Source organism: Xanthomonas sp. F4 (assembly GCF_011761895.1).
Map to the genome: position 1 here is coordinate 25,786 of NZ_JAASQX010000004.1, position 21,992 is coordinate 47,777.

At 69.7% G+C, this 21,992-nt stretch carries 16 protein-coding genes and 1 pseudogene; 10 read left to right on the forward strand and 7 right to left on the reverse strand.

Features of this window, described 5'->3' with window-relative positions:
* Positions 1 to 3 precede the first annotated feature (3 nt).
* Positions 4 to 1,173 (forward strand): annotated as a pseudogene (locus FHR66_RS21125) (M56 family metallopeptidase); the annotation flags it as partial.
* A gap of 1,399 nt (positions 1,174 to 2,572) precedes the next feature.
* Here the strand turns inward: FHR66_RS21125 and FHR66_RS14330 are convergent.
* A complete protein-coding gene (locus FHR66_RS14330; protein WP_160964728.1) occupies positions 2,573 to 3,682 on the reverse strand; it encodes a ribonuclease H-like domain-containing protein in 1,110 nt (369 codons plus the stop codon).
* A complete protein-coding gene (locus tag FHR66_RS14335; RefSeq protein WP_160964726.1) occupies positions 3,679 to 6,192 on the reverse strand; it encodes a DEAD/DEAH box helicase in 2,514 nt (837 codons plus the stop codon). The genes FHR66_RS14330 and FHR66_RS14335 overlap by 4 nt, the downstream gene beginning before the upstream one ends.
* Before the next feature lie 240 nt (positions 6,193 to 6,432).
* On the opposite strand from FHR66_RS14335, the gene trhA reads away from it, so the two are divergent.
* Complete coding sequence (gene trhA / locus FHR66_RS14340) at positions 6,433 to 7,095, forward strand: PAQR family membrane homeostasis protein TrhA (RefSeq protein WP_167087893.1); 663 nt, start codon at positions 6,433 to 6,435, stop codon at positions 7,093 to 7,095.
* Positions 7,096 to 7,159: 64 nt separating this feature from the next.
* On the forward strand, positions 7,160 to 7,675 hold the full coding sequence (locus FHR66_RS14345) for a hypothetical protein (RefSeq protein ID WP_202394535.1): 516 nt from the start codon (positions 7,160 to 7,162) through the stop codon (positions 7,673 to 7,675).
* Between the two features lie 49 nt (positions 7,676 to 7,724).
* On the opposite strand, the gene FHR66_RS14350 is transcribed toward FHR66_RS14345, so the two are convergent.
* The 4 genes from FHR66_RS14350 to FHR66_RS14365 form a co-directional block, all read right to left on the reverse strand.
* A complete protein-coding gene (locus tag FHR66_RS14350) occupies positions 7,725 to 9,422 on the reverse strand; it encodes a peptidoglycan-binding domain-containing protein (protein WP_160964722.1) in 1,698 nt (565 codons plus the stop codon).
* A 57-nt stretch (positions 9,423 to 9,479) separates the two neighbouring features.
* Positions 9,480 to 10,448: a lysozyme inhibitor LprI family protein gene (locus tag FHR66_RS14355; protein WP_160964720.1), complete on the reverse strand. Its 969-nt coding sequence runs from the start codon at positions 10,446 to 10,448 to the stop codon at positions 9,480 to 9,482.
* 308 nt (positions 10,449 to 10,756) lie between these two features.
* On the reverse strand, positions 10,757 to 11,320 hold the full coding sequence (locus FHR66_RS14360; RefSeq protein WP_160964718.1) for a DUF1311 domain-containing protein: 564 nt from the start codon (positions 11,318 to 11,320) through the stop codon (positions 10,757 to 10,759).
* 98 nt (positions 11,321 to 11,418) lie between these two features.
* Positions 11,419 to 13,242 carry a family 43 glycosylhydrolase gene (locus tag FHR66_RS14365; protein WP_208417149.1) on the reverse strand — a complete coding sequence of 608 codons (1,824 nt, stop codon included), beginning with the start codon at positions 13,240 to 13,242 and terminating at the stop codon, positions 11,419 to 11,421.
* Between the two features lie 161 nt (positions 13,243 to 13,403).
* Between FHR66_RS14365 and FHR66_RS14370 the strand changes: the two genes are divergently transcribed.
* The 7 genes from FHR66_RS14370 to FHR66_RS14400 all read left to right on the forward strand — a co-directional run bounded on the left by FHR66_RS14370 (position 13,404) and on the right by FHR66_RS14400 (position 20,882).
* A complete protein-coding gene (locus tag FHR66_RS14370; RefSeq protein WP_160964716.1) occupies positions 13,404 to 14,309 on the forward strand; it encodes a DUF4424 family protein in 906 nt (301 codons plus the stop codon).
* A 159-nt stretch (positions 14,310 to 14,468) separates the two neighbouring features.
* A complete protein-coding gene (locus FHR66_RS14375; RefSeq protein WP_160964714.1) occupies positions 14,469 to 15,863 on the forward strand; it encodes an MFS transporter in 1,395 nt (464 codons plus the stop codon).
* Positions 15,864 to 15,972: 109 nt separating this feature from the next.
* The gene (locus FHR66_RS14380) at positions 15,973 to 16,788 is read left to right on the forward strand and encodes an EcsC family protein (RefSeq protein WP_202394533.1); all 816 of its coding nucleotides are present in this window, start codon (positions 15,973 to 15,975) and stop codon (positions 16,786 to 16,788) included.
* A gap of 128 nt (positions 16,789 to 16,916) precedes the next feature.
* Positions 16,917 to 18,017, forward strand: a complete 1,101-nt coding sequence (locus FHR66_RS14385; protein ID WP_456361771.1) for an alpha/beta hydrolase fold domain-containing protein — start codon at positions 16,917 to 16,919, stop codon at positions 18,015 to 18,017.
* Between the two features lie 106 nt (positions 18,018 to 18,123).
* Positions 18,124 to 18,948 carry an NYN domain-containing protein gene (locus FHR66_RS14390; protein ID WP_160964712.1) on the forward strand — a complete coding sequence of 275 codons (825 nt, stop codon included), beginning with the start codon at positions 18,124 to 18,126 and terminating at the stop codon, positions 18,946 to 18,948.
* Positions 18,949 to 19,021: 73 nt separating this feature from the next.
* Positions 19,022 to 19,624: a DUF938 domain-containing protein gene (locus FHR66_RS14395; RefSeq protein ID WP_160964710.1), complete on the forward strand. Its 603-nt coding sequence runs from the start codon at positions 19,022 to 19,024 to the stop codon at positions 19,622 to 19,624.
* A gap of 475 nt (positions 19,625 to 20,099) precedes the next feature.
* Positions 20,100 to 20,882 carry a hypothetical protein gene (locus FHR66_RS14400; protein WP_160964708.1) on the forward strand — a complete coding sequence of 261 codons (783 nt, stop codon included), beginning with the start codon at positions 20,100 to 20,102 and terminating at the stop codon, positions 20,880 to 20,882.
* A gap of 309 nt (positions 20,883 to 21,191) precedes the next feature.
* Here the strand turns inward: FHR66_RS14400 and FHR66_RS14405 are convergent, their stop codons facing one another.
* Positions 21,192 to 21,815 carry a hypothetical protein gene (locus FHR66_RS14405; protein WP_317844295.1) on the reverse strand — a complete coding sequence of 208 codons (624 nt, stop codon included), beginning with the start codon at positions 21,813 to 21,815 and terminating at the stop codon, positions 21,192 to 21,194.
* Positions 21,816 to 21,992: the final 177 nt, after the last annotated feature.

The following is a 21,992-nucleotide window of genomic DNA, read 5'->3' on the forward strand; positions in this document are numbered from 1 at the left end:
GCCATGCACAGCCTGTTGGGGACGGACGTGTTCGAGAGCCTGTTGTCGCGCTTGCTGGCGACCAGCGTGCAGACGGTGGTGCTGGTCGCGCTGATCTGGGCGCTGTGCCGCTGGCTGCCGACCTTGCCGGCGGCGACGCGTTGCCGGCTGTGGTGGCTGGTCGCCGCGCAGAGCGTGCTGGGCCTGTTGTGGGCCGGTGCGGTGCAGTTGCCGGTGCTGCCGGCAGCGCCTGCGCAGGTGGCGGCAGCACCGGTGGCCGCTACGGTGCCGGTGACGCCGGCACGTCCTGCGACCCCGCCTGTGCCTGCATCGGCGCAGGCGACGATGCAGGTCAACGTCAACGCGACTGCCGCGACCGCGGCGGCGATCACCGCCCCGCCGTCAACGGCATCAGTGGCCGCCTTGCCGTGGCCGCAGGCGCTGGTGGCGCTATGGCTGGCCGGCGTGCTGGTCTGCGCCGCGCACAGCGTCCTGGCCTACCGACGCAGCCGCCAGCGTGCACGCGAGGCGGCGCCGTGCACCGACACCGCCCTGCTCGGCGCGCTGCGCCTGGCGGCCGAGGCGCACGGCCTGCGCCAGCCACCGCAGCTGCGGCTGTGCGCGCACACCGATTCGCCGCAGCTGATCGGGCCGTGGTGGCCGGTGCTGTTGCTGCCGGCGCGGCGCATGGCCAGCCTGCGCGCCGACGATCTGGACATGGCGCTGACCCACGAACTGGTGCACCTGCAGCGCCGCGATTTGTGGTGGGGGCTGCTGCCGGCGCTGGCGCAACACCTGTTCTTCTTCCATCCGCTGGTGCACCTGGCCAACCGCGAGTACGCCCTGGCCCGCGAAGCGGCCTGCGATGCGGCCGTGGTCGCCGGCCACCGTCATTGCCGCCACGACTACGCGCGGCTGCTGGTGCGGCTGGGCGTGGCGCCGCGACCCAGCGCCGGCCTGGCCAGCGCGTCGCCGACCTTCCTAAGCCTGAAACGGAGATTGCTGATGCTGCAGACCACGTCCGCTTTTCCGCGCCTGGGCGCGGCCCTGATCCTGACCGCGGTGACCGTGCTCGGCGTGACGCCGCTGCGCCTGGTGGCCCAGCCCGGCCATGCCGTCGCGCCTGCCAGCAAGTCGGGTGCTGCCCGTGCAGCGGCGCCGACCGCCGCCGAGGCCGATACCGCAGCCGAGGCGGCCGACGCTGCAGCCGACGCAGCCGAGGCCGCTGCCGATGCGGCCGCCGAGGCAGCGGAGAAGGCGGCCGACGCCGCCGATGCGGCCGGTACGGACAATGACACGGCCATGGATGACGGCGCCGCCGCACGTGCCGCCAACGTGCCTGGTGCGCCGCTGCCGCCGCGTACGGCAACCCCCGCCACCCCCGCCACCTCTGCGACGCCGTCGCGCCGCGCGTCGGCGCCGGTCGCGCCGCTGCCGCCACCCGCGCCGCTTGCGCCGCCGGCACCGGCCGTCCCAGCCGTCCCGCCAGCCATCGGTTCGCGGATCAGCACGCGGTCGGTACAGAAGACCCGCAGCGGCCGGCTCGAACAGTCGTATGTCCGGGTCAAGGGCAGCCATTCGACGATGAGCGGCAGCAGCGACGATCTCGCCGCCATGAAGCGCGAGACCCAAGGCGATGGCCTGTGGTTCCGGCGCGGCGACAAGCGCTATGTAGTGCACGATCCTGCATTGTTGGCCCGCTTCGATGCGCTGTTCGAGCCGATGGGCAAGCTGGGCGCGCAGCAGGGCGAACTCGGCAAGCGCCAGGGCGCATTGGGCCGCGAGCAGGGCGAGTTGGGTCGGGAACAAGGCAAGCTGGCGCAGGAAGCCGCGGCGCGGGCGCTGGAGCGCATCGACATGGACGCCATCGCTGCCAAGGCGCAGGGGCATGCCCAGGCGGAACTTGCCAAGCGCCAGGACGCGCTGTCGGCGAAGATGCGCGCGCTCGGCGAACAGCAGGCCGTGCTGGGCCGGCAGCAGGGAGAACTGGGCGCGCGCCAGGGCGAATTGAGCGCCCAGGCCGATCGCGAAGTCGACCGCCTGCTCGACGCCGCCATCGCCGCGGGCAGCGCGCAGCGGCTGGAGTGATCCGGCGCACGCCGCGCGCCTGGCGCACGCGGCGTGCTCTTGCGTTGACGTTGCGCCGTCTCTAACCACGCGCAGTCCGCCGTGACACTAGGCAGGCAGTGTGGGAGCAACTTCAGCTGCGACGGACTTTACCGGTCGTCGCGACTTGGGGCATTTCAGGGCGGCAAACGCTGCAGCACGCCATCGACAGGCCACAGACTGCGCGTCGCGCGTTGATGAGGTCGCGGATTTTCGGAACGCGCCATGCGCGATCCGCTGTCGTAGGAGCGGCTTCAGCCGCGACAGCTTTACCGGTAACGCCCGTCGCGGCTGAAGCCGCTCCTACACACGTGCTTGCCAACATGACTTGACGCTTCTGACGTCATTTCGCACCGGTCGCGCCCCTGGATGCATCGCCCTTGCAAATCTCCATGCCGCGTTCGCAGCATGTCGTCTGCATCAGCGCGCTATGCTCGCGCGATGCAGCATCATTAGGTCGGCAAGGCACCACCCGAGTGCCCAGCGACTACACCGACGCAGCCGCCGCCAGCGCGCGTTCTTCGGCCTCGGCGGCGACCAGGCGCTGCAGCAGCAGCGCCAGCGTGACCACGTCCTGATGGTTGTGCGCGGCGACGCGGCGCAGGTTGCGTGCGTTGCCGCCGCGCAGGTAGCCCAGCCACGCCGCCGGGGCCTCGGATCCCGGCAGGTCGTCCTCGCGCACCACCCGCAGCAACTGCCGCTCGATGGTGGCGAGCTTGCAGTTCTCCCAGGTGCCGCGGTAGCGGCGGCGGGTGGGATGCAGCAGGTCCACGTGGTCCAGCGCCGACAGCGGATCGGCGCAGCGCGCCAGCCGGTAACGGGTCTTCAGCAGCGGCGCGTCGTAGCAGCGGCCGTTGTAGCTGGACAGCACCGTGCCCGGCCGTAGCCAGGCGCGGAACGCTTCCAGCATCGCCTTCTCCGCGCCCATCGTGGCCATCAGCAACTGGCGGATGCGCAGGCCCGGGCCATCGGCCGGGTGCACGGTCCAGTCGGCCGCACCGATCATGAAGGCGCGGGTGCCGGTGCCCCCAGCCAGGCCGGTGGTCTCGGTATCGAAGAACAGCAGGTCGGTCGGCGCCACCGCATCCTCGCGCCGGGCGAAGGCGAGCGATAGCGACGTCGCGGGAATCGGCTGCGGCAGGAACGCCTCGATCAGGTGCAGGCCGGGCGCGATCTCCACCCCGGGCAGATGCCGGTCCGGCGCCGTCGCCGGCCTGCGTACGCCCGCAGCCGCGGCGGGCGCGACGGCACGCTCGCGCAGGCCGAGCAGACGCCGCAGTGCGGACACATCGGTGCCACCGCGATCGAACGGGGCGATGGCGATGGGCGGCGCCACTGCAGTATCGGTGCCGCCGCTGCGCGGGGGAGCCGGTTGCGTGCGTGCGGTTGGCGGTGCAGTCGGACGCGATACGTCGTCGCGCGTCGCCGCCGATGATTGCCGCGACACGTGCATGGGCGTCGCCGCGGCAGCGCCCGCGCGCGACGCAGGAGCCGCGTCCGCCACGGTGCGGTTGCCAGCGGACGCCGGCGTGCGCTCCGCGCTGGCGTCGCCGGCCTGCCGACGCAGTGCGCGCAGGCGCTCCAGGCTGATGCTCATGCGCTCCACTCCGGCAGCGCGTCGGCATCGGCATCGGCGACGATCGTGGTCGCGCCGTGCGCGTCCAGCGCTGCGTCGTCCTGCCCGTCGAGCAGCAAGCGCAGCACGCGCAGCGCCAGCGCCCGGGGCGTGGTCGCGCTGGCTTCCTGCGCCGCCAGCACCGGGCCGACGCAGGCCGGGCAGCCTGCGACGCAGTCGCAGCCCTGCACCAGTTCGCGCGCGCGCTGCACCAGCTCGGCCTGGCGCCGCCACAGCGGCTCGCTCAGGCCGACGCCGCCGGGGAAGTTGTCGTACAGGTACACGGTGGGCACGAACTGCTGCAGTTCGATGCTGGCCGGCTCGCCGGTGTCGCCGCCGCGCAGCTGGCCGCGGCCCTTGGCGTCGGCTACCGCGAACCAGGCGCCGTCGCCGTCGCCCACCGCCTGCTGCAGGTCGCGCGCATCGGCCATCACCGCCACCGTGGCCACCACGTGCAGGGCGTAGGCGGCGCCGAGGAAGCCGTCCAGCGCGTCCTGCTTGCTGCCGAACGCCTTGAGCAGCGTGGCCTGCGGCAGCTGCCACCACACCGCGGTGGTGTGCAGTTCCTGGTCGGGCAGGTTGACCGGGCCGTAGCCGATGTTCTCGTGGGTGTAGTAGCGGATCTTCTTGTAGCCGGCCACGCGCCGCACCACGTGCACCTCGCCGTGGTGCGCGTCGCCGCGGCCGGCCGCGCCGCCGTCGAAGCGGTCCAGCACCTTGAGCTTGGTGAAGTCGATGCTGTCGGTGTAGTAGTCGACGTGGGTGCGGGTGACGTAGGCCTTGCGTCCTTCCCAGTCCAGCTTCTCCACCTGGTACGGCGTGCTCTGCACCATGTGGATGGCGCCTTCGTAGAGGGTCAGCGCGGCAGCGGAATAGTCCACCTCGGCGATGATCTGCTGCTTGCCGTCGGTCTTGTCCACCACCACGAAGTTGCCGTCGGCGACCGAGCGCAGGCTCACCGCGTTGGCCGGATAGCTGTCGGCGATCCATTCCCAGCGGTCGCCTTCCTGGTGCACCACCTCGCTCTCGGCCAGCGCCTCCAGGAACACCGCCGGGTCCACCGGCCCGAACGCCTCGCCGGCGACGAAGGTCAGTTCGAACGCGGCGCAGCGGATGTGGTCGAACAGGATCAGCGGCTGGTCCGGGGCGATGCGCGCATGCTCGGGCGAGGCGTCGGCGAAGAAGTCCGGGTGCCGCACCACATACTGGTCCAGCGGCTGCGAACTGGCCACCAGCACGCCCAGCGCCGGCTGCTGGCGGCGCCCGGCGCGGCCGAAGCGCTGCCAGGTGGCGGCGACGCTGCCGGGGTAGCCGTTGAGCACCACCACGTCCAGCGCGCCGATGTCCACGCCCAGCTCCAGCGCCGAGGTGGAGACGATGCCGTCGATGCTGCCGGCGCGCATCGCCCGCTCGGCCTCGCGGCGCTCGCTGGGCAGGTAGCCGCCGCGGTAGGCGCGGATGCGTGGCGGCTTGCGCGGGTCGTGGTCGAAGATGTCCTTCAGGTACTTGGTCAGCACTTCCACCATCAACCGGGTCTGCGCGAACACCAGGGTCTTGAGCCCGGACTTGATCGCGATGCGCGCGATGCGATTGCTCTGCGAGCGCGCCGAGGCGCGCAGGCCCAGGTCGGCGTTGACCACCGGCGGGTTCCACAGCAGTACGTGCTTGTCGCCGCTGGGCGCGCCGGAGTCGGTGATGGCATGCACGCGCTGCTCGATCAGCGCCTCGGCATGCGCGCGCGGGTTGCCGATGGTGGCCGAGCACAGGATGAACTGCGGCGTGACGCCATAGAACGCGCAGATGCGCTTGAGCCGGCGCAGCACGTTGGCGACGTGGCTGCCGAACACGCCGCGGTAGGTGTGGATCTCGTCGATCACCACATAGCGCAGGTTCTCGAAGAACTGCGCCCACTTGGTGTGATGCGGCAGGATCGCCTGGTGCAGCATGTCCGGGTTGCTGACCACGATGTCGCCGTGCAGGCGGATCGCCTGGCGCGCATCGCCGGGGGTGTCGCCGTCGAAGGTGAAGGCCTTCACCCCGAGGTCGCCGGCGCGGTTGAGGTCCAGCAGCTCGGCCACCTGGTCCTGCGCCAGCGCCTTGGTCGGGAACAGGTACAGCGCCTTGGCCTGCGCGGTCATCGCCGCGGCCACCACCGGCAGCGTGTAGCACAGCGACTTGCCCGAGGCGGTGGGGGTGACGATGGCCACGTGCTCGCCGCGCTGCGCCGCGTCCCAGGCCTCGGCCTGGTGGCTGTACAGCTGCGCGATGCCGCGTTCGCGCAGTGCCGCGGCCAGCGCCGGCGGCACGTCGTCCGGGATCGGCGCATAGCGGCCAGGCTGCCCGGGGATGGTGAAGCTGCCGGTGATGCGGTCGTGGTAGCGGCGCTCCAGCCGCGCGCTGAGCAGGGCGCCATCGCGCGAGGGCATCCCGTCGGTGGTGGACAGGGCGCGCTCGGCGTCCTCGGTGCGCGGGGCTAGGGCGTGGGCGGGCATCGGCGCGGCTCTCAAAGCGGAACAGGGAAGCGAAATCGCGTCTCAGGGTATGAGACGGGGCGCGCCGAGGCGAGGAAGGCAGGCTGAGCGGATTCAGGCGGCAGGCTTGCGTGTGTGCCGTTTACCCGATCGCTGACGCGCCATACGGCAACGACGCTGCCGTCGTGTGGCGCGCGTTGTCGCCATCGACAGGTATCCTGTCGTCCCCCCGGCAACGGCGGCTCCTGCCGTCTACTTCCCTTGCCCGTGTCCGCTTCCCCGATTTCCCCACACTACCGCACCGCTGCCGCCCGCCGCGCCGACCTGCTCGTGCATGCCGCCGGCCTGCTGCTGGCCGTGGTCGGCGGCGCGCTGCTGGTCTGGCGCGCGCATGCCAACGACGCGCTGATCGCAGCCACCTGCGTCTACGCGCTGGGGCTGCTGACCATGTTCGCGTGCTCGGCGGCGTACAACTTCGCCCCGCCGCAGCGCCAGCCGGTGCTGCGCAAGCTCGACCATGCCGGCATCTTCGTGATGATCGCCGGCTCCTACACGCCGTTCTTCGTGCTGGCGCTGTCCGGTGCCTGGGTCTGGTCGATGACCCTGGCGGTGTGGGGCGTGGCCTTGTTCGGCGTGTTCGCCAAGCTGTTCCTGCCCGGCATCGCCAAGGGCTTCTGGGTGGCGATCTACCTGCTGCTGGGGTGGGCGGGGATGGTCGCGGTCAAGCCGATCGTGGCCGGGCTGGACACGCCAGTGCTGTGGCTGATCGCCGCCGGCGGCGCGATCTACACAGTGGGCGTGGCGTTCTACGTGCGCAAGTCGATGCTCTACAACCGCGCAATCTGGCATACGCACGTGCTCGGCGGCGCGCTCGCACACTGGTGTGCGATCTGGTTGTGCCTGCGCCCGCTGTCGCCGACGTGAACAGCGGCGATGATGCGCTAGAGATGACCGCGCCGCGTCCGTAAGCTCGGGCGCCATGGACAGCATGGACACAGCGGATCCGATCCGCCGGCGCCTGCGCACGGTGCTGGCCGTCGCGCTACTGGCGGCGTGCACGCAGGCGCAGGCGCAACAGACGCCGCCTGCCGAGCAGGCGGCCGCACCGCCGCCGCCCTCGGTCGCCGCACCACCCGCGTCCGATGCCGCCGCGCAGCCCGACATCCAGACCCTGGGCGAAGTGCGCGCGCTGCCACCGGACGAGGGCGAGCCGTTGGATCTGTACCGCTTCAAGAATCCGGTGTCGCCCCCGCCCAACCGCTTCGACAAGGACTGGCGGCCGCCGCCCTCGGTGGAGCAGGTCAGCCAGAGCGGCGGCTACATCGCGCTCGGCGTCTACTACTTGGCCGGCAAGGCGGCCAAGGGCCTGCACGCGCTGACCGGCGGCCCCGATCAGGTCCAGGCCGCCGTCGCGCGGCCGCCACCGCAGCTGAGCGAGGCCGAACTGCAACGCGCCATGAAGGTGTGCGCGGAACAGGGCGGGGGCTGCGCGGCGGGGGAGTGAGCGCGTCGCTAGCTAGCCCAGGGTTCGGACGCCATCGGCAAGGACTGCGTCATCCCATGCTCCTGCTATTGGCCTCGCGTGTCTGTGCGTCGCGCTGTTGCTCCATGGCGACCTGTGCCTGCAGGCTGGCTTGGCGTTGCTGCTCCGACTGCGCCAAGGCGCCGAAGGACATTTCCACTGGCGTATTGATCGCCTGATCGGTCGGCATGTGTGCGCGCAAGCTGGCGGGATTGCGTGGATCGCCTTCGACGACGAAGACGTACTGGCCCGGTTCGGCCCGGCGGCCGCGTTCGCTGAGCAGCACATGGTCGACTCGTGAAAGGCCGTTGCGCGTGGCCAGCTCGGTCAGGCTGGCCTTCATGCACGCGCTCGCCATGTCGGATGCGCGGCCCAGTTGCCGGTCCAGCGCGTCGACGCCCTTGGAGCAGTCCTGATACAGCGAGCTGTGCATGGCCCCGGGTGCTGCTGGCGCCGGTGCCTGGCCTTGCCGACGATCGGGTGATGGCTCCGGCGCCGCGGGCGCTGGTGGAGCGGGTTGCGCTGGCGCCTGCTGGCGGGTCTGGTACTCGTCCCTGGTATACGGCGGCGGTTGCGGAGGCCAGTTTTCCCGACGGTCGAATTCCGTTGTCGGCGCTAGATGCTGGCTCACCGCGAACGCATTCAATTGTTGCCGCGTCTCCGTATCGGCGCGGCCGGTCTCCTGCAGGCCGTTGGCCTTCTGGAACGCACGGACGCCGGCTTCCATGTGCTCGTCGTAGAGGCGGTCGCCGTTCCAGTTCGGAGGCGCATTCTGGATGTAGCCCAAGCCTTGCAACTGCCGGCGCAGCTCATAGACGGGTTCGCCCTTCTCGCCTCGGCGGAGCTCTCCGTCCTTCAATGGGCCATACAGGTCCGTCATCGACTGGCGCTTGAATTGTGGCTGCGCCTGCAATGTATCGGCGCGCAGCTCGGCCAGCATGGCGGCATCGACGCGGCCGGTCGGCTCTGCGACGCCTTTGCTGCGCTCATACTGCTTGACCGCCTGTTCGGTACCGGCACCAAAATCGCCATCAGGTGAGATGGCCTTGCCTTTGCCATCGGTCATTCCCAACGCGGCCAGATACTGCTGTGCTTCGAATACGGTTTGATTCGCATCGCCCTTGCCGACAGACGCCGGCGCATTGGATGCAGCCGGTGGTTGTACGGGCGTCACACCTTCGCGTTGGATGCGCTCTACCAATGCAGGTACCGATGTTTCCCAGGTACGCGCGTAGCCGGCGATGGTTTGCACGCTTGCAGCGTCCCTGGGATTGATGATCGCGCGCGCCCCGGCATAGTCCTGCTTGTCTGCGTTGATATGGGCGGCTAGCGTTTGTCCCTGGACGAAGTCGCCATCGCGCATGCCGGCAACCAGAATCTTCGTCGCAATGGCGGGTTCTGCCGCCCGGCCTGGCGATTGCACGAGTTCGCGACCCAGCCCGGCCTTCTCACCGAGCTTTTCGTACAACTCGACATGGGTGAGATGCGCATAGCCGCGGCCGTAATAGGCTTCGCCACCGTGATAGGACAGCGTCACGGCCTGCTTTCGTCCCCAATCCTCTTCAGGTGCCTGGAAGTCTTTGGATTCGTGCTGTGCTGTCGCCAATACATACGCGATCTGCCGTGTGTCGGTGACACCGTGATCCAGGCAGCTACGGACGATCAGATCGACCGACTGGTCGCGTGTCAGCCCGAATCCCGCGTTTTGCTTGCCGTATCCGTCGCTCATGGGAGGTCCTTTCTCTCTGTGCAGCGCAGGCGGGAGGCACCCGCCGTGGTGACTTAGCTATTTGCAGAAATCGATGGTCTTGCTCGAATGCCGCGTCGGTGTCGTTCCACGCAGTGCAAGCGTCACCATGGTGCGCTTGCATTGTCCTTCTTCCGACCATAGGTGCAGGGTCGTGCCGTTGATGCCGGAGAGTGTGAGGTCGCGTGTCGCCTGCGCGAGCTTCTCGCTCTTCACAAAGCGCCTGGTCTTTGGATCGAATAGATAATAGGTATAGGCAGGCGCGCCGAGGCGGCCGGAAAAGTCGGTCCACAACAGCAGATCGTCGTTGCCATCGCCATTGATGTCCGAGACGATCGCGGTATAGCGCAGGCCCTCACTTTCTTCGCCCTGTTGGGCGAGGGCGCCGCGATAGGCGGCGACATACTCCTGCTGATCCGTTGTCTTGTTCAGAAAGACCAGCGACGGGACGGGGATGGACTGCCTGCCCGCCGGGTGTTGCACTACGACCGTCGCCGGCGCGCAGCGCAGTAGCAGCCCGCCGGTGTCGCGGCAATGCGCGTCTGCGACCTGCAGGCTTAGATCTCCCAGTGGAAAAGTAACCTGTCCTGCCGCATCCGGCAGTCCAGCGGCAGTGAATACCTTCGCCGCTGAGTTTGCATCGAGCGAAGGCGTCATCGGTTTGGCGGCACTGATCGACGCGACGAACCGCGGATCGTTCAGTTGGCGCAGGCGGCTGATCGTCGTGGCCAATCTGCATTGCTTCGCATCCAGGCGCATCGCCGGGCTCGCCTGATCCGCCAGCTTGCAACGGTCCTGGTAGATCTGCGCGATCCACTGGCGCTGCGCGCCTTGTAACGCTGCCCGCTCTTTTGCGGAAGGCAGGGCCGCCATTCGGGCGCGATAAGCCCGATTCAACTCACTGTCCTGATAGGCAAATTCCTCGTCGACACAGCGTTCCTCTGCGTTTTGCTGTGTCGCTTTGGAGAGGCACTGCGAATATGTCGGACGCAGCGCGTCGCTTCGCATTGCCAGCAAGTCCGCACCCGATGGCAGGGGAGGCGCCGCCGCGACCGAGGCACTCAACCCCACAGCGGACAAGGCGCCAAGGCAAAGTGCGGCCAACCGGCGTGCACCTGCCCATCGGAGCGCTGAGGAGAGGCCAGGGTGCGGCAGTTGTGCCAGCGCGCTCCGCTTGCGAATCTGGTCCCGTTGTCCCATGCCAACCTCCGTGCAACGCTTTGGAAAAAACTTGGCAGTGTCCTGGCGCCTCGGACAATCGCCAGAGCATCGCTCTTGTCGCGTATCGTCCGATAGCTTCCCGCCCTGTAGCGCCCTCAACGCCCGCCGCGCGTATAGCCTTCCAGTTCGTCGGCGCGGGAGCTGATCCGGCGCAGGGTGGCTTCGGCGCTTTGCAGGGTCGCGTCCTGGCCGCGTGCGCCGAGCGCCCGGTCCAGGTGTGCGGCCTGTTCGTTGGACTGCTGCCAGGTGTATTGCGCATCCATCAGCCGGGAACGGTCCATGCCGCTGAGGCGGTAGCGCAGCTTGTCGTAGGCGCGGTCCAGGCGCTCCTGCTGCACGCGCTGTTCGCGCTGGATGCAGCGGCGGCTCTCGTCCAGGCCCTGCGCCTGCTTGCGGCAGTCGTGGTAGGTGGCGGACAGGCCATCGCCCCGGGTGCCACCCTCGGCGCCCGTGCCGGGCGGCGGCATCTGCTGCAGTTGCTGTTGCATCTGCTGGATCTGCTCGGCCTGCTGCTGCAGCAGGCGCTGCTGTTGCTGCAGTTGCGCATCGCGCGGGTCGGTCTGCTGCGCAGCGGTGTTGCCGCACGCGCCAGCGACCATCGCGGCGATCAGCCACGCGCGCAGGCGGCGCGGGCCCTGGGTTCCCTGGTGCTGGTGCATCGTCCTTCTCCTTCGATCGGCAGCCGATCCTGCCGCGCGCCGCATCGCCGGTGCGCGGTCGAGGTGGCGCCAAGCATACGGGAAGGGCGGTGATGGCTTCATGGCACGGCGATGGGCGCGCTCAGCGGGGAGACACCGCGCTCGTCGAAGGCTTCGACCGCGAACACGTAGTCCTGGTCCAGGTTCAGCGCGCGGATCTCCAGATCGGTGCTGCGGTCGGCGAACACCTGGTAGGTGAGGGTGAGGCGGTCGGCGCGCAGGCCCCAGCGCACGTTGTAGCCGACGGCGCCGGGCACCGCCTGCCAGCGCACGCGGGCGTTGCGGCGGTCGGCGTCGCGCTGCACGGCGACGCCGGTCGGCGCCGGTGGCGGGGCGCCGTCGGCGTTGCCGAACACGCGCAGGTCGCTGATCGCCAGGTGCGCGGCGCCGACGTGGCCGTGCACGTAGCGGATGTAGCGGGTGCGCACCGGCACGGGCAACTGCAGGTAGGCGTTGGGCCGGTCGCGGCGGTCGGCGCCGTCGCCGACCTCGGCCAGCGGCAGCCAATGGCGGCCGTCGCGCGAGTGCTGCAGCCGGAACGCGGTGTAGATGTCCGGCGCATCGCCGTAGCGGCCGGCGCGGTAGTCGGCGAAGTTGACCTGTACCGCGCGCACGCTGCGTTCCCCGCCCAGGTCGACGGTGAGAGTTTCGCCTGGCGCGTTGCGCGCGGCCACCCAGTAGCTGCGCGGGTCCTCGTCGGTGGCGCGGTCGGCGTCGAAGCCGTTCAGGGTGGACGAGGCGGTGGCGGGCTTGCTGTAGGAAAGCAGCATCCAGCCGGTGAACAGCGCCTCCGGGTCGGCCACCGGCCCCTCCGGCATCCAATGCGGGAAATCGCCGAAGCGGGTGGACACCCGCATCTGCCCATCGGCGGCGAACGCGGCGGGGAACAGCACGATGCGCCGTTCGAAGGTCCAGTTGGCGCCGATCCAGGCGGTGCCGCTGTTCCACCAGTTGCCGTGCGCGTCCTGGAAGGTGGAACCGTGGCCGGCGCCCTGCATGAAACCGCCGGGCTTGTACGCCACCGGGTTGTACGCCGCATAGACGAACGGACCGAGCGGGTGCTCGCCGACGTACACGCCGTTGGCGTAGGCGTTGTACTCGCTGCCCGGCGCGCCGTACTGCAGGTAGTAGCGGCCGCCGGTCTTGGTCATCCACGCGCCTTCCAGAAAGCTGCCGATCGGGCTGCCGTCGGGGAAACGGGCGCCGCGGTGGTCGGGGCCGAAGCGCTCCCAGCCGTGCTGCGCCGGATCCAGCGCAAGCAGCGGCGTCGGCGTGCCGCGGAAGGCGAATCCCTGCGCACTGCGGTCCATGGCGATGCCGTACAGCGGATAGCGGTCCGACGAGCCCCAGTACAGGTACCACTGGCCGTCGTCGTCGATGAACAGGTCCGGGTCCCAGGGACCGGGCGGCACGTCGCTGAGCGGGCGGCCCTTCATCTCGGTGCCGATCGGCTGGGCGCGCGGCAGCTTGGGCAGCAGCCGGGTCAGGAAGTCGAGCGTGCCGCTGGCCGGATCGTGGGTCTGCAGCAGCGGGCGCGGTTCGAAGGCCGACTGCATGATCACCAGGCGGTCGCCGTCGGCGACCACCGCCGGCGCGACGATGCTCTCGAACGGCCAGCGGCTGGGCGTGACGAACCGCCAGTCGAGCAGGTTGCTGGAGCGCCAGTAGCCGTCGGCCAGGGTCTGGAACAGGTAGTAGGCATCGCCGAAGCGCACGAACACCGGGTCGGCGCCGGTGCGGTAGGAGATGCCGTCGTTGAGTTGTTCGAAGTTGTAGCGGTAGTCCAGGTCGATCGGGTTGGCGTAGCTGCGCTTGCCCGGCGCCTGCGCCGCGGCCAGCCCGGCGGATGCCAGCAGCGCCAGCGCTGCGAATGCTCTGAACATGGCGATGGCCTTCCCCCCGTGGCGGCGCCGGCTACCGTAGCAAAGGCGGTGGCGGGCTGCGATGCGGCAGGCCATGCCGCCGCGGTTACCATGGCGCCCGCCCGTTCGCCGGTGCCGCGCTGCGGCCGCGGCGCCGTCTCTCGCCGATTCCCCCGATGCCCATGACCGCCACCCTCTCGCCGCGCCGCCTGCTGCCCCTGTTGCTGTCGCTCTTGCTGTTCGCCGCCGCCGCCTTCGCCAACGACAGCAGCATCGGCGACGCCAATGGTTCGATCGAGCTGATCCGCCAGCCGGACATCCGCATGAGCAAGGAAGACCTGTTCATCAGCGAGGATCGGGTGCAGGTGGACTACGTGTTCACCAACACCAGCACGCGTGACCTGCTGGTGCCGATCGCCTTCCCGATGCCGCCGATGTACTTCGGCATGGCCGACCACAGCACGCTCACCGACTTCAAGCTGTGGGTGGACGGCAAGCCGGTGCGTACCGAGCGCAAGCTGGTGGCGAAGCTGGACGCCAGCGACATCTCGCGCGCGTGGGCGGCCAGCGGCTGGACGCCCGACGACCTGGCCGCGTACGTCGAGAGCGGCACTATCCCGGCCGGTCGCAAGCCGCTGCCGGCACGCTGGCTCGATGCGGACGGGCAGCCGCGTTTCACCCTCAGCGAGTACTTCGTCTGGCAGCAGCGCTTCCCGGCAGGCGCCGCGGTGGCGATCCGCCACAGCTATGTGCCCAGCGTCGCCACCGGCGTGCCGATGCCGGTCAGCGACCTGATCGGCGAATACGCCAAAAGCACCTGCCTGGACGCCGCCATGCAGCAGCGCATGCGCCGCCGCGCCGGCGCCGACGGCCTGGCATGGGGCAACCTGCGCTACGTGCTGCGCACCGGCGCCAACTGGAAGGGGCCGATCCAGGACTTCCACCTGACCCTGAAGAAGCGCGCGCCCGGCGACCTGCTCAGCCTGTGCTTCGACGGCGAACTGCAGCGCACCGATGCGCTGACCTTCGAGTTCCGCCAGCGCGACTTCGTGCCCGAGCGCGACCTGGACATCCTGTTCCTGCGCTGACGCGCTGCCGGTGCCCGCAGCGACCGGCCGCGCCGAAGCCGACACCCGGCTGAACGCCGATCCGGCGCGGTCGGCAGTTTTCGCCCGATGCGGTGGCGCGCGTGCGCGCGGATCGGGCAGCATGCGCCGGCGCGTCTCCTCCCCCCAGGACCTGCCCGCATGCGCGATGCCGCCGCTGCCGCTTCCGATCCCGTCGCCCTAGTGGCGGCGCGCCTGGAACGCCTGCCGCCCACCCGAACCCTGTGGCGCCTGGTCGCGCTGCTGGCGCTGGGCGGCTTCTTCGAACTGTACGACCTGTTCCAGACCGCCTACCTCAGCCCCGGCCTGCTGCGCGACGGCCTGTTCGCCGAGGGCGCGGCTGGTGTGTTCGGCATCGCCGACCAGGCCGCGTTCGCGTCGGCGACGTTCCTGGGCCTGTTCCTCGGCGCGAGCCTGCTCAGCCCGCTGGTCGATCGTTTCGGGCGCCGCGCGGTGTTCTCCTTCGCCCTGCTCTGGTACAGCGCGGCCACCGTGGCGATGGGCCTGCAGCACAGCGGGCTGGGGGTGATCCTGTGGCGCGGCGTGGTCGGCATCGGGCTGGGCATCGAATTGGTCACCATCGACACCTACCTGTCGGAAATGGTGCCGCGGCAGATGCGCGGGGCCGCGTTCGCGCTGGCGTTCTGCGTGCAGTTCCTGGCGGTGCCGGCGGTGGCGTTGAGCGCCTGGGCGCTGGTGCCGCACGCGCCGCTGGGGCTGAGCGGCTGGCGCTGGGTGGCACTGCTCAGCGGCGGCTTCGCGCTGGCGGTGTGGTGGCTGCGCAGCCGCCTGCCGGAATCGCCGCGCTGGCTGGCCACGCAGGGCCGCCACGCCGAGGCCGATGCGGTGCTGCAGCGGCTGGAGGCGCGCTGCGCCGCCGACCTGGGGCAGCCGTTGCCGGCGCCGGAGCCGACGTCGGTGCCGGCCGTGCCGACGCCGCAGCTGTCCGCGCTGTGGCAGGCCCCGTACCGGACCCGCATGGCGATGCTGGTGAGCTTCCACATCTTCCAGGCGATCGGTTTCTTCGGCTTCGGCAACTGGCTGCCGGCGCTGCTGGCGCGGCAGGGCGCCGACAGCGTGCACGGCCTCGGCTACGCCTTCGCCATCTCGCTGGCGTATCCGCTGGCGCCGCTGCTGCTGATGGGCGTGGCGCAGCGCTGGGAGAACAAGTGGCAGGTGGTGGTATCGGCGCTGGGCGCGGTGCTGTTCGGCCTGTTGTTCGCCTGGCAGCAGCAGCCGCTGCTGCTGGTCGCCTGCGGCGCGGCGGTCACCTTTTGCAATGCCTGGATGAGCTTCGCCTACCACGGCTATCAGGCGGAGCTGTTCCCCACTGCGCTGCGCGCCCGCGCCGTGGGCTTCTGCTATTCCTTCAGCCGCCTGTCCACCGCCGCCAGCAGCCTGCTGATCGGCGTGCTGCTGGACCGCACCGGCCACCGCGGCGTGCTGGGCTTCATTGCCGCCAGCCTGCTGCTGGCCGCCGCGGTGGTGGGCCGGTTCGGGCCGCGCACCCACCAGCGCGCGCTGGAGCGGATCTAGCGGGGATGTTCCGCCGATTCCTGAATGTCCTGCCGCGGTCATCGGCCCTCGACACCATGCCGCCGCCGCCCGGTGCATGCTGTCGCCTCCTTCGCCACGAGCTTCGGCCATGACCTCGCTACTGCCCGTCCCCGTGATGGATGCCGCCGACCACCGCGACCTGGCCCAGGCGCGTGCGCTGCTGGAACACCCCGGCCTGGCGGCCAAGATCGCCAATGCGGTGGGCGCGCCGATCGAGGCGTTGATCAGCAAGCGCATGCCGAAGATGCTGTCCTCGCGCATCGATGCGGTCAGCCAGCGCGCGCTGCGTGTGGCGCTGCGCTCTGCACTGCTGACCTTGCGGACGCAGGCGCCGGAGCGGGCGCGGCCGCGCCTGCACGGGGTCGCGGTGGCGGCGACCGGCGCCGCCGGCGGCTTCTTCGGCCTGCCCGGGCTGGTGGTGGAACTGCCGCTGACCACCACCTTGATGCTGCGTTCGATTGCCGACATCGCACGCGCCGAAGGCGAGCGCCTTGACGACCCGGCCACCGCCCTGGCCTGCCTGGAGGTGCTGGCGCACGGCGGCCGCAGCCAACGCGACGACGGCAGCGAATCGGGCTATTTCGCGGTGCGCGCGGCGATGGCGCAACAACTCAGCGCCGCGGCGCAGTACATCGCCGCGCATGGCCTGGGCAGCAAGGGCGCGCCGGTGCTGGTGTCGCTGCTGTCGCGCATCGCCGCCAAGTTCTCGGTCACGGTCAGCGAGAAGCTGGCGGCACAGGCAGTGCCGCTGGTCGGCGCGGCCAGCGGCGCGTTGCTCAACACGGTGTTCATCTCGCACTTCCAGGCGATGGCGCGCGGCCACTTCATCGTGCGCCGGCTGGAGCGCCGCTACGGCGAGGCGGCGGTACGCCAGGCCTACGAGGCCTTGCCGGCACGCAGATAGCGCCGCATCGGCGAAACGGCGGGATCGTGCAAAGTCGCGCCCGCGCCGCCCCGCTATCCTCGGCGATCGATCGATGCCGTGGAGGGCAGGTGGACGTGAGCGGAGCGAAGTACAAGCAAGGAGTGCGCCTGCTGGCGCTGATCGCGGGGCTGCTCCCGTCGGCCCTACAGGCCGCGGCCGATGCGCCGCAGGATGGGGTGCGGCACATGCCGGCGTTCGATCTGCCGTTGTCGCCCTTCCTCAGCCCGCAGGCGCAGGCGGCTGCGCGCAAGGACATGGCGCACGGCGATCCGCTGGGGAAGATGGACCACGCCACGCTGCGCCGCGAACTGCCGCGCATCCGCGCCGAGACGGAAGCCTGGGCGAAGACCGTGGTGGAACCCCTGCGCGAACGCTATGGGGTGACGCTGCAGCGCACTACCTGGGACGGCGTGCCGGTGACCCTGGTGCAGCCGCGCGATGCATCGCCGGCGCAACGCCAGCGGCTGCTGATCGAACTGCACGGCGGCAGCTTCGTGATGGGCAGCGCGGCCTCGTTCGGGATGATGGAGGCGATCCCGGTGGCGGCGATGACCGGCGTCACCGTGGTCAGCGTCGACTACCGGCAAGGCCCGGAACACCACTTTCCTGCCGCCAGCGAAGACGTGGCCACGGTCTACCGCGCCGCGCTCAAGCGCTACGCGTCGCAACACATCGGCCTGTTCGGCTGCTCGGCCGGCGGCGTGCTGACCGGCGAGTCGCTGGCCTGGTTCGCCAAGGAGAAACTGCCGATGCCGGCGGCGGCGGGCATGTTCTGCGCCGGCGGCGACGCGCGCTACCGCGGCGATTCGCGCTACGTGGTGGCGGCGGTGAACGACGCGCCGTTGCCCGACGCGCAGGGGGCGCTGCCGATCATGGAAGACCTGTACTACGGCGAAGGCGTGGACTTCCACGATCCGCTGGTGTCGCCGGTGTTCTCCGATGCGGTGCTGGCGCAGTTCCCGCCGCTGCTGTTCATCACCGGCACGCGCGCGGCGGAGTTGAGCAATGTCGCCTACACCCATACCCGGCTGGTCGATCTGGGTCGCGAGGCCGACCTGCACGTGTGGGACGGCATGGGCCACGCCTTCCACCTGAACACCGCATTGCCGGAAAGCCAGCAGGCGCTGCGGGTGATCGCGCGCTTCTTCCGCCGGCATCTGGACCTGCCGCCGTTGCCGGCAGCGGTGCCGGCAACGGCGCAGGACTGACCGGCGTACTGCGCGCCGCGACTGGCCGTTGTCGCGCGGCGGTGGCACAGTGGCGGCCGCTGCCTTGCGGCCGCTTTCGTCCCCGTTCTCTGCCAGGTGCTTCTCCATGAAAACCCGCCATCGTTCCGACAGCGACGACGACCAGCCGCGGCTGGCGGTGCTGATCGACGCCGACAACGCGCAGCCGTCGGTGATCGAAGGCCTGCTCGCCGAGGTCGCCAAGTACGGCCTGGCCAGCGTCAAGCGCATCTACGGCGATTTCACCAGCACGCGCATGACCCAGTGGAAGCAGGCGCTGCTGAAGCACTCGATCAGCCCGGTGCAGCAGTTCGCCTACACCAGCGGCAAGAACGCCACCGACAGCTCGCTGATCATCGATGCGATGGACCTGCTCTACACCGGCCGCTTCGACGGCTTCTGCCTGGTCTCCAGCGACAGTGACTTCACTCGCCTGGCGCAGCGCCTGCGCGAGGAAGGGCCGACCGTGTACGGCTTCGGCGAGCGCAAGACCCCGGACGCGTTCGTGCAGGCCTGCGACAAGTTCATCTACACCGAAGTGCTGCGCAGCGAGGCCAGCGCCGCCGAGCCAACCAAGCCCGCTGCCGCGGCCAAGCCGGCGGCCAAGGGCCGCAAGAAGCCGGCCGCGACGCCGGCCAAGCCCGAGCCGCCGGCAGCGCCGACCGAGACCAAGGCGGCGGCGCCGCTGACGCTGTTGCGCCAGGCCATCGAGGAAGCCTCCGACGACCAGGGCTGGGCCGGACTCGGCAGCGTCGGCAGCTATCTGAACAAGGTACGCCCGGATTTCGATCCGCGCCTGTACGGGCACAAGAAGCTCAGCGACCTGCTGCGCCGGCTGTCGGCGCACTTCGAACTGGAGGAGCGCGGCAACGAAGGCGGCGGCAAGCGCATCTTCGTGCGCTCGCGCGGATAAGCCGGCTGTCGCCGCCGCTTGCGCCGTTGCGTGGCGCCGCGGCATGGCCCAGCGCAGACAGGTGCACGACACGATGAGCGATCGACCCTACGCCCCCTCTTGCGACCGCAACCGCGATCCGATCCTGCAAGTGCTGCAGCGGCAGTTCGCCGACCGCCGCCGCGTGCTGGAGATCGGCAGCGGCACTGGCCAGCATGCGGTGCACTTCGCCGCGGCGCTGCCGCAGCTGACCTGGCAATGCAGCGAGCGCGCCGAGCACCTGCCCGGCATCGCGCAGTGGCTGGAGTCGGCGGGCCTGCCGAACACGCCACCGCCCCTGGCGCTGGACGTGCGCGAAGGGCCGTGGCCCCACACCGGCTACGATGCGGTGTTCACTTCCAACACCTTGCACATCATGGGCTGGGAGGCGGTGCAGGCCTTCTTCGCTGGCGTCGGCCACCTGCTGGCAACCAGCGCCGGCGGCATGCTGGTGGTGTACGGTCCGTTCAATTACGGCGGCGCCTTCACCAGCGACAGCAATCGCGACTTCGATGCGTGGCTGAAGGCGCGCGACCCGGCCAGCGGCATTCGCGATGCCAAGGCGGTGGACGCGCTGGCGCAGGCGCAGGGCCTGGCGTTGCAGGAGGACGTGGCGATGCCGGCCAACAACCGCTGCCTGGTCTGGCGGCGCGTCTAAGCGCGGCTGGCGGGTGTGCGAACGCTAGCGTGCGTCGTACACGCGCGTCGTCACGCATCCATGGTGGCGTGCGCACGCCGCTCGTTTCCTCTGTCGCAACGCCTCGCGGCATGCGTGCAATACGGCTGCGACAGTACGACAGTACGACAGTACGAACGTCGCCGCGGCGCTATGCAGTGTAGTGACGCTGCCGATCTGAGTGCGTCAGCAATGTCATCGCCACGTGTCTGCACGGTGGCACTTCACTGACCGCTGCCTCCTTGCCGCAGAGCGTTGGCTGCCAAGCTCCGCAACGCTGAGGCCATCGACCTGACGGGCATGCGTTGCGTCCGGGTGACGAAGACGCACTGTCTCCCTCATGGCGGGTTCACTGCAATGCCACGGCCGATTCACCGCCGGCTTGCGACTGTGCGCCGACACCAGCCGCTGCAAACCAGCAACGGCCGGCACCTTTCTTCTGCGACGGAGCGTTCCCATGCATAGCAACGACGAATCCCGCGATCTCAATCGCGACCCGATCTCCGGTACCCCGGGCTCGCATCCGGTCGGCGTCGGTATCGGCGGCACCGCCGGCGGTGTGGCCGCGGGCGCGCTGGCCGGCACCGTGTTCGGCCCGCTCGGCACCCTGATCGGCGCGGCGGTTGGCGTGGTCGCCGGCGCGGCGGCGGGCAAGGGCGTGGCCGAGCGCATCGACCCCACCGGCGAGGATGCCTACTGGCGCGAGGAATACCGCAACCGTGACTACGTCAAGGCCGATTACGACTACGACCGCGACTACGCCGCCGCCTACGGGCTGGGCCTGCAGGCACGCGAGCAGGATCCGTCACGCAGCTGGGAGGACCACGAGCGCGAGCTGTCGCACGACTGGGGCACGCGCCGTGGCGACTCGCGCCTGGAGTGGGACGAGGCGCGGCTGGCCGCGCGCGATTCCTGGCAGCGCGCCGATGCCACCTACCGCACCTACGAGGACAGCGACCGCTACTACGCCGATCGCTTCGACACCGTGGACTACCGTGGGACCGACAGCAGCTACGACGACTACCGCCCGGCCTACCGCTACGGCGTGCAGGCGCGCAGCCGTTACCGCGATCGCGTCTGGGACGATCGCCTGGAGTCGGATCTGGAAAGCGGCTGGGAACGCGTCAAGGACCGCTCGCGACTGAGCTGGGCGCAGGCCAAGGCTGCCGTGCGCGAAGCCTTCGATTCGGATCGCTACGATCGTCCCGGCCACGGCAACCCGCCCGATCCGCGGGTCTGATTTCAACGTTCGTTGAGTTGAATGCCACTCGGTCGAGTTGCCACGTGGCAGTGGCACTCGACCCAATCGCGTCTTGATACGACACAGCGGCCGCTTGCCTGGGGCCGCTGTGTCGTATGCGGAGTGTACGGAAGCAACCATGTGGGAGGGACTTGAGTCCCGACGCGCAGTCCCTTCCGTCATCGACACCATCGCGAGCGGCCGGGATCCGATTGCATGTTGCTGGCGCGTGGAATTCGCTTGCATCGGCCGCATCGTGGCCTGGTGACCTGGCAGGTCGCGGCTGAAGCCGCTCCTACGGCCTTACCCCTACAGACTGTCCGACGTCGGCGAACGATCTGGAAGTTCTTGAACCGTCGGTTGCAACGGATCATCCTCCTGCGCATCCGCCTGCGCCTCAGCCTTGGCTTGCGCCTCCGCTTCCGCGTCTTCCTTCAAGGCGGCGTCCCACCAGGCCGGAGCCGCCAGCCGTTCTTCTCCATAGCCGTTCATGCAACCTGTTCGTTGCTGCTCCAGGCGCTTGTAGTCCAGGGTGAGACGCTGCACGTCCTGCTGCTCTGGCCAATCGGTGTACGCGAAGTAGCCCTCGTACTGGTTCCTATCGATGCAGGCGATATACGCGTCGGCCCGCAGCCCGGCTGCCTGGAAGACCAACACCCGCGCTTCGCCGTTGCGATCCAGGCGGCCATGGAAGACCGTCCATTTGCCCGATGCGCAACTCGCGCCGGAGATCCCCATGTAGCTCAGGCACGGGATCGACCACACGTCCTGCAGGACGCGAATCCTCGCACCCGAGAGTGGCCGATCGGGTCCCGCCACGACACGGATCGTGATGAACCGCGGCATGATCCAGGGGCCGGCGTGCTCTGCCAGCAGGTAGAAAAGCAGAAGGGCGCCCACCAGCGCCACACATGCGAGGCTGCCCAGCTTCACGCGATGCTCCTTCGATGATGGTGCGAGCGTGGACCGATGGCGATCCGCGCAAGGTTCGGGTGGTGGCGGTCCGCAGCGAGCCACCCTGGGCGAGGCGGCAGGCCTGCGTCCTGATGGAATTCAGGTCGCGGCCGATGCCGCGCCTACGGCAGACGCAGATGCACTAGGAATCGCGGC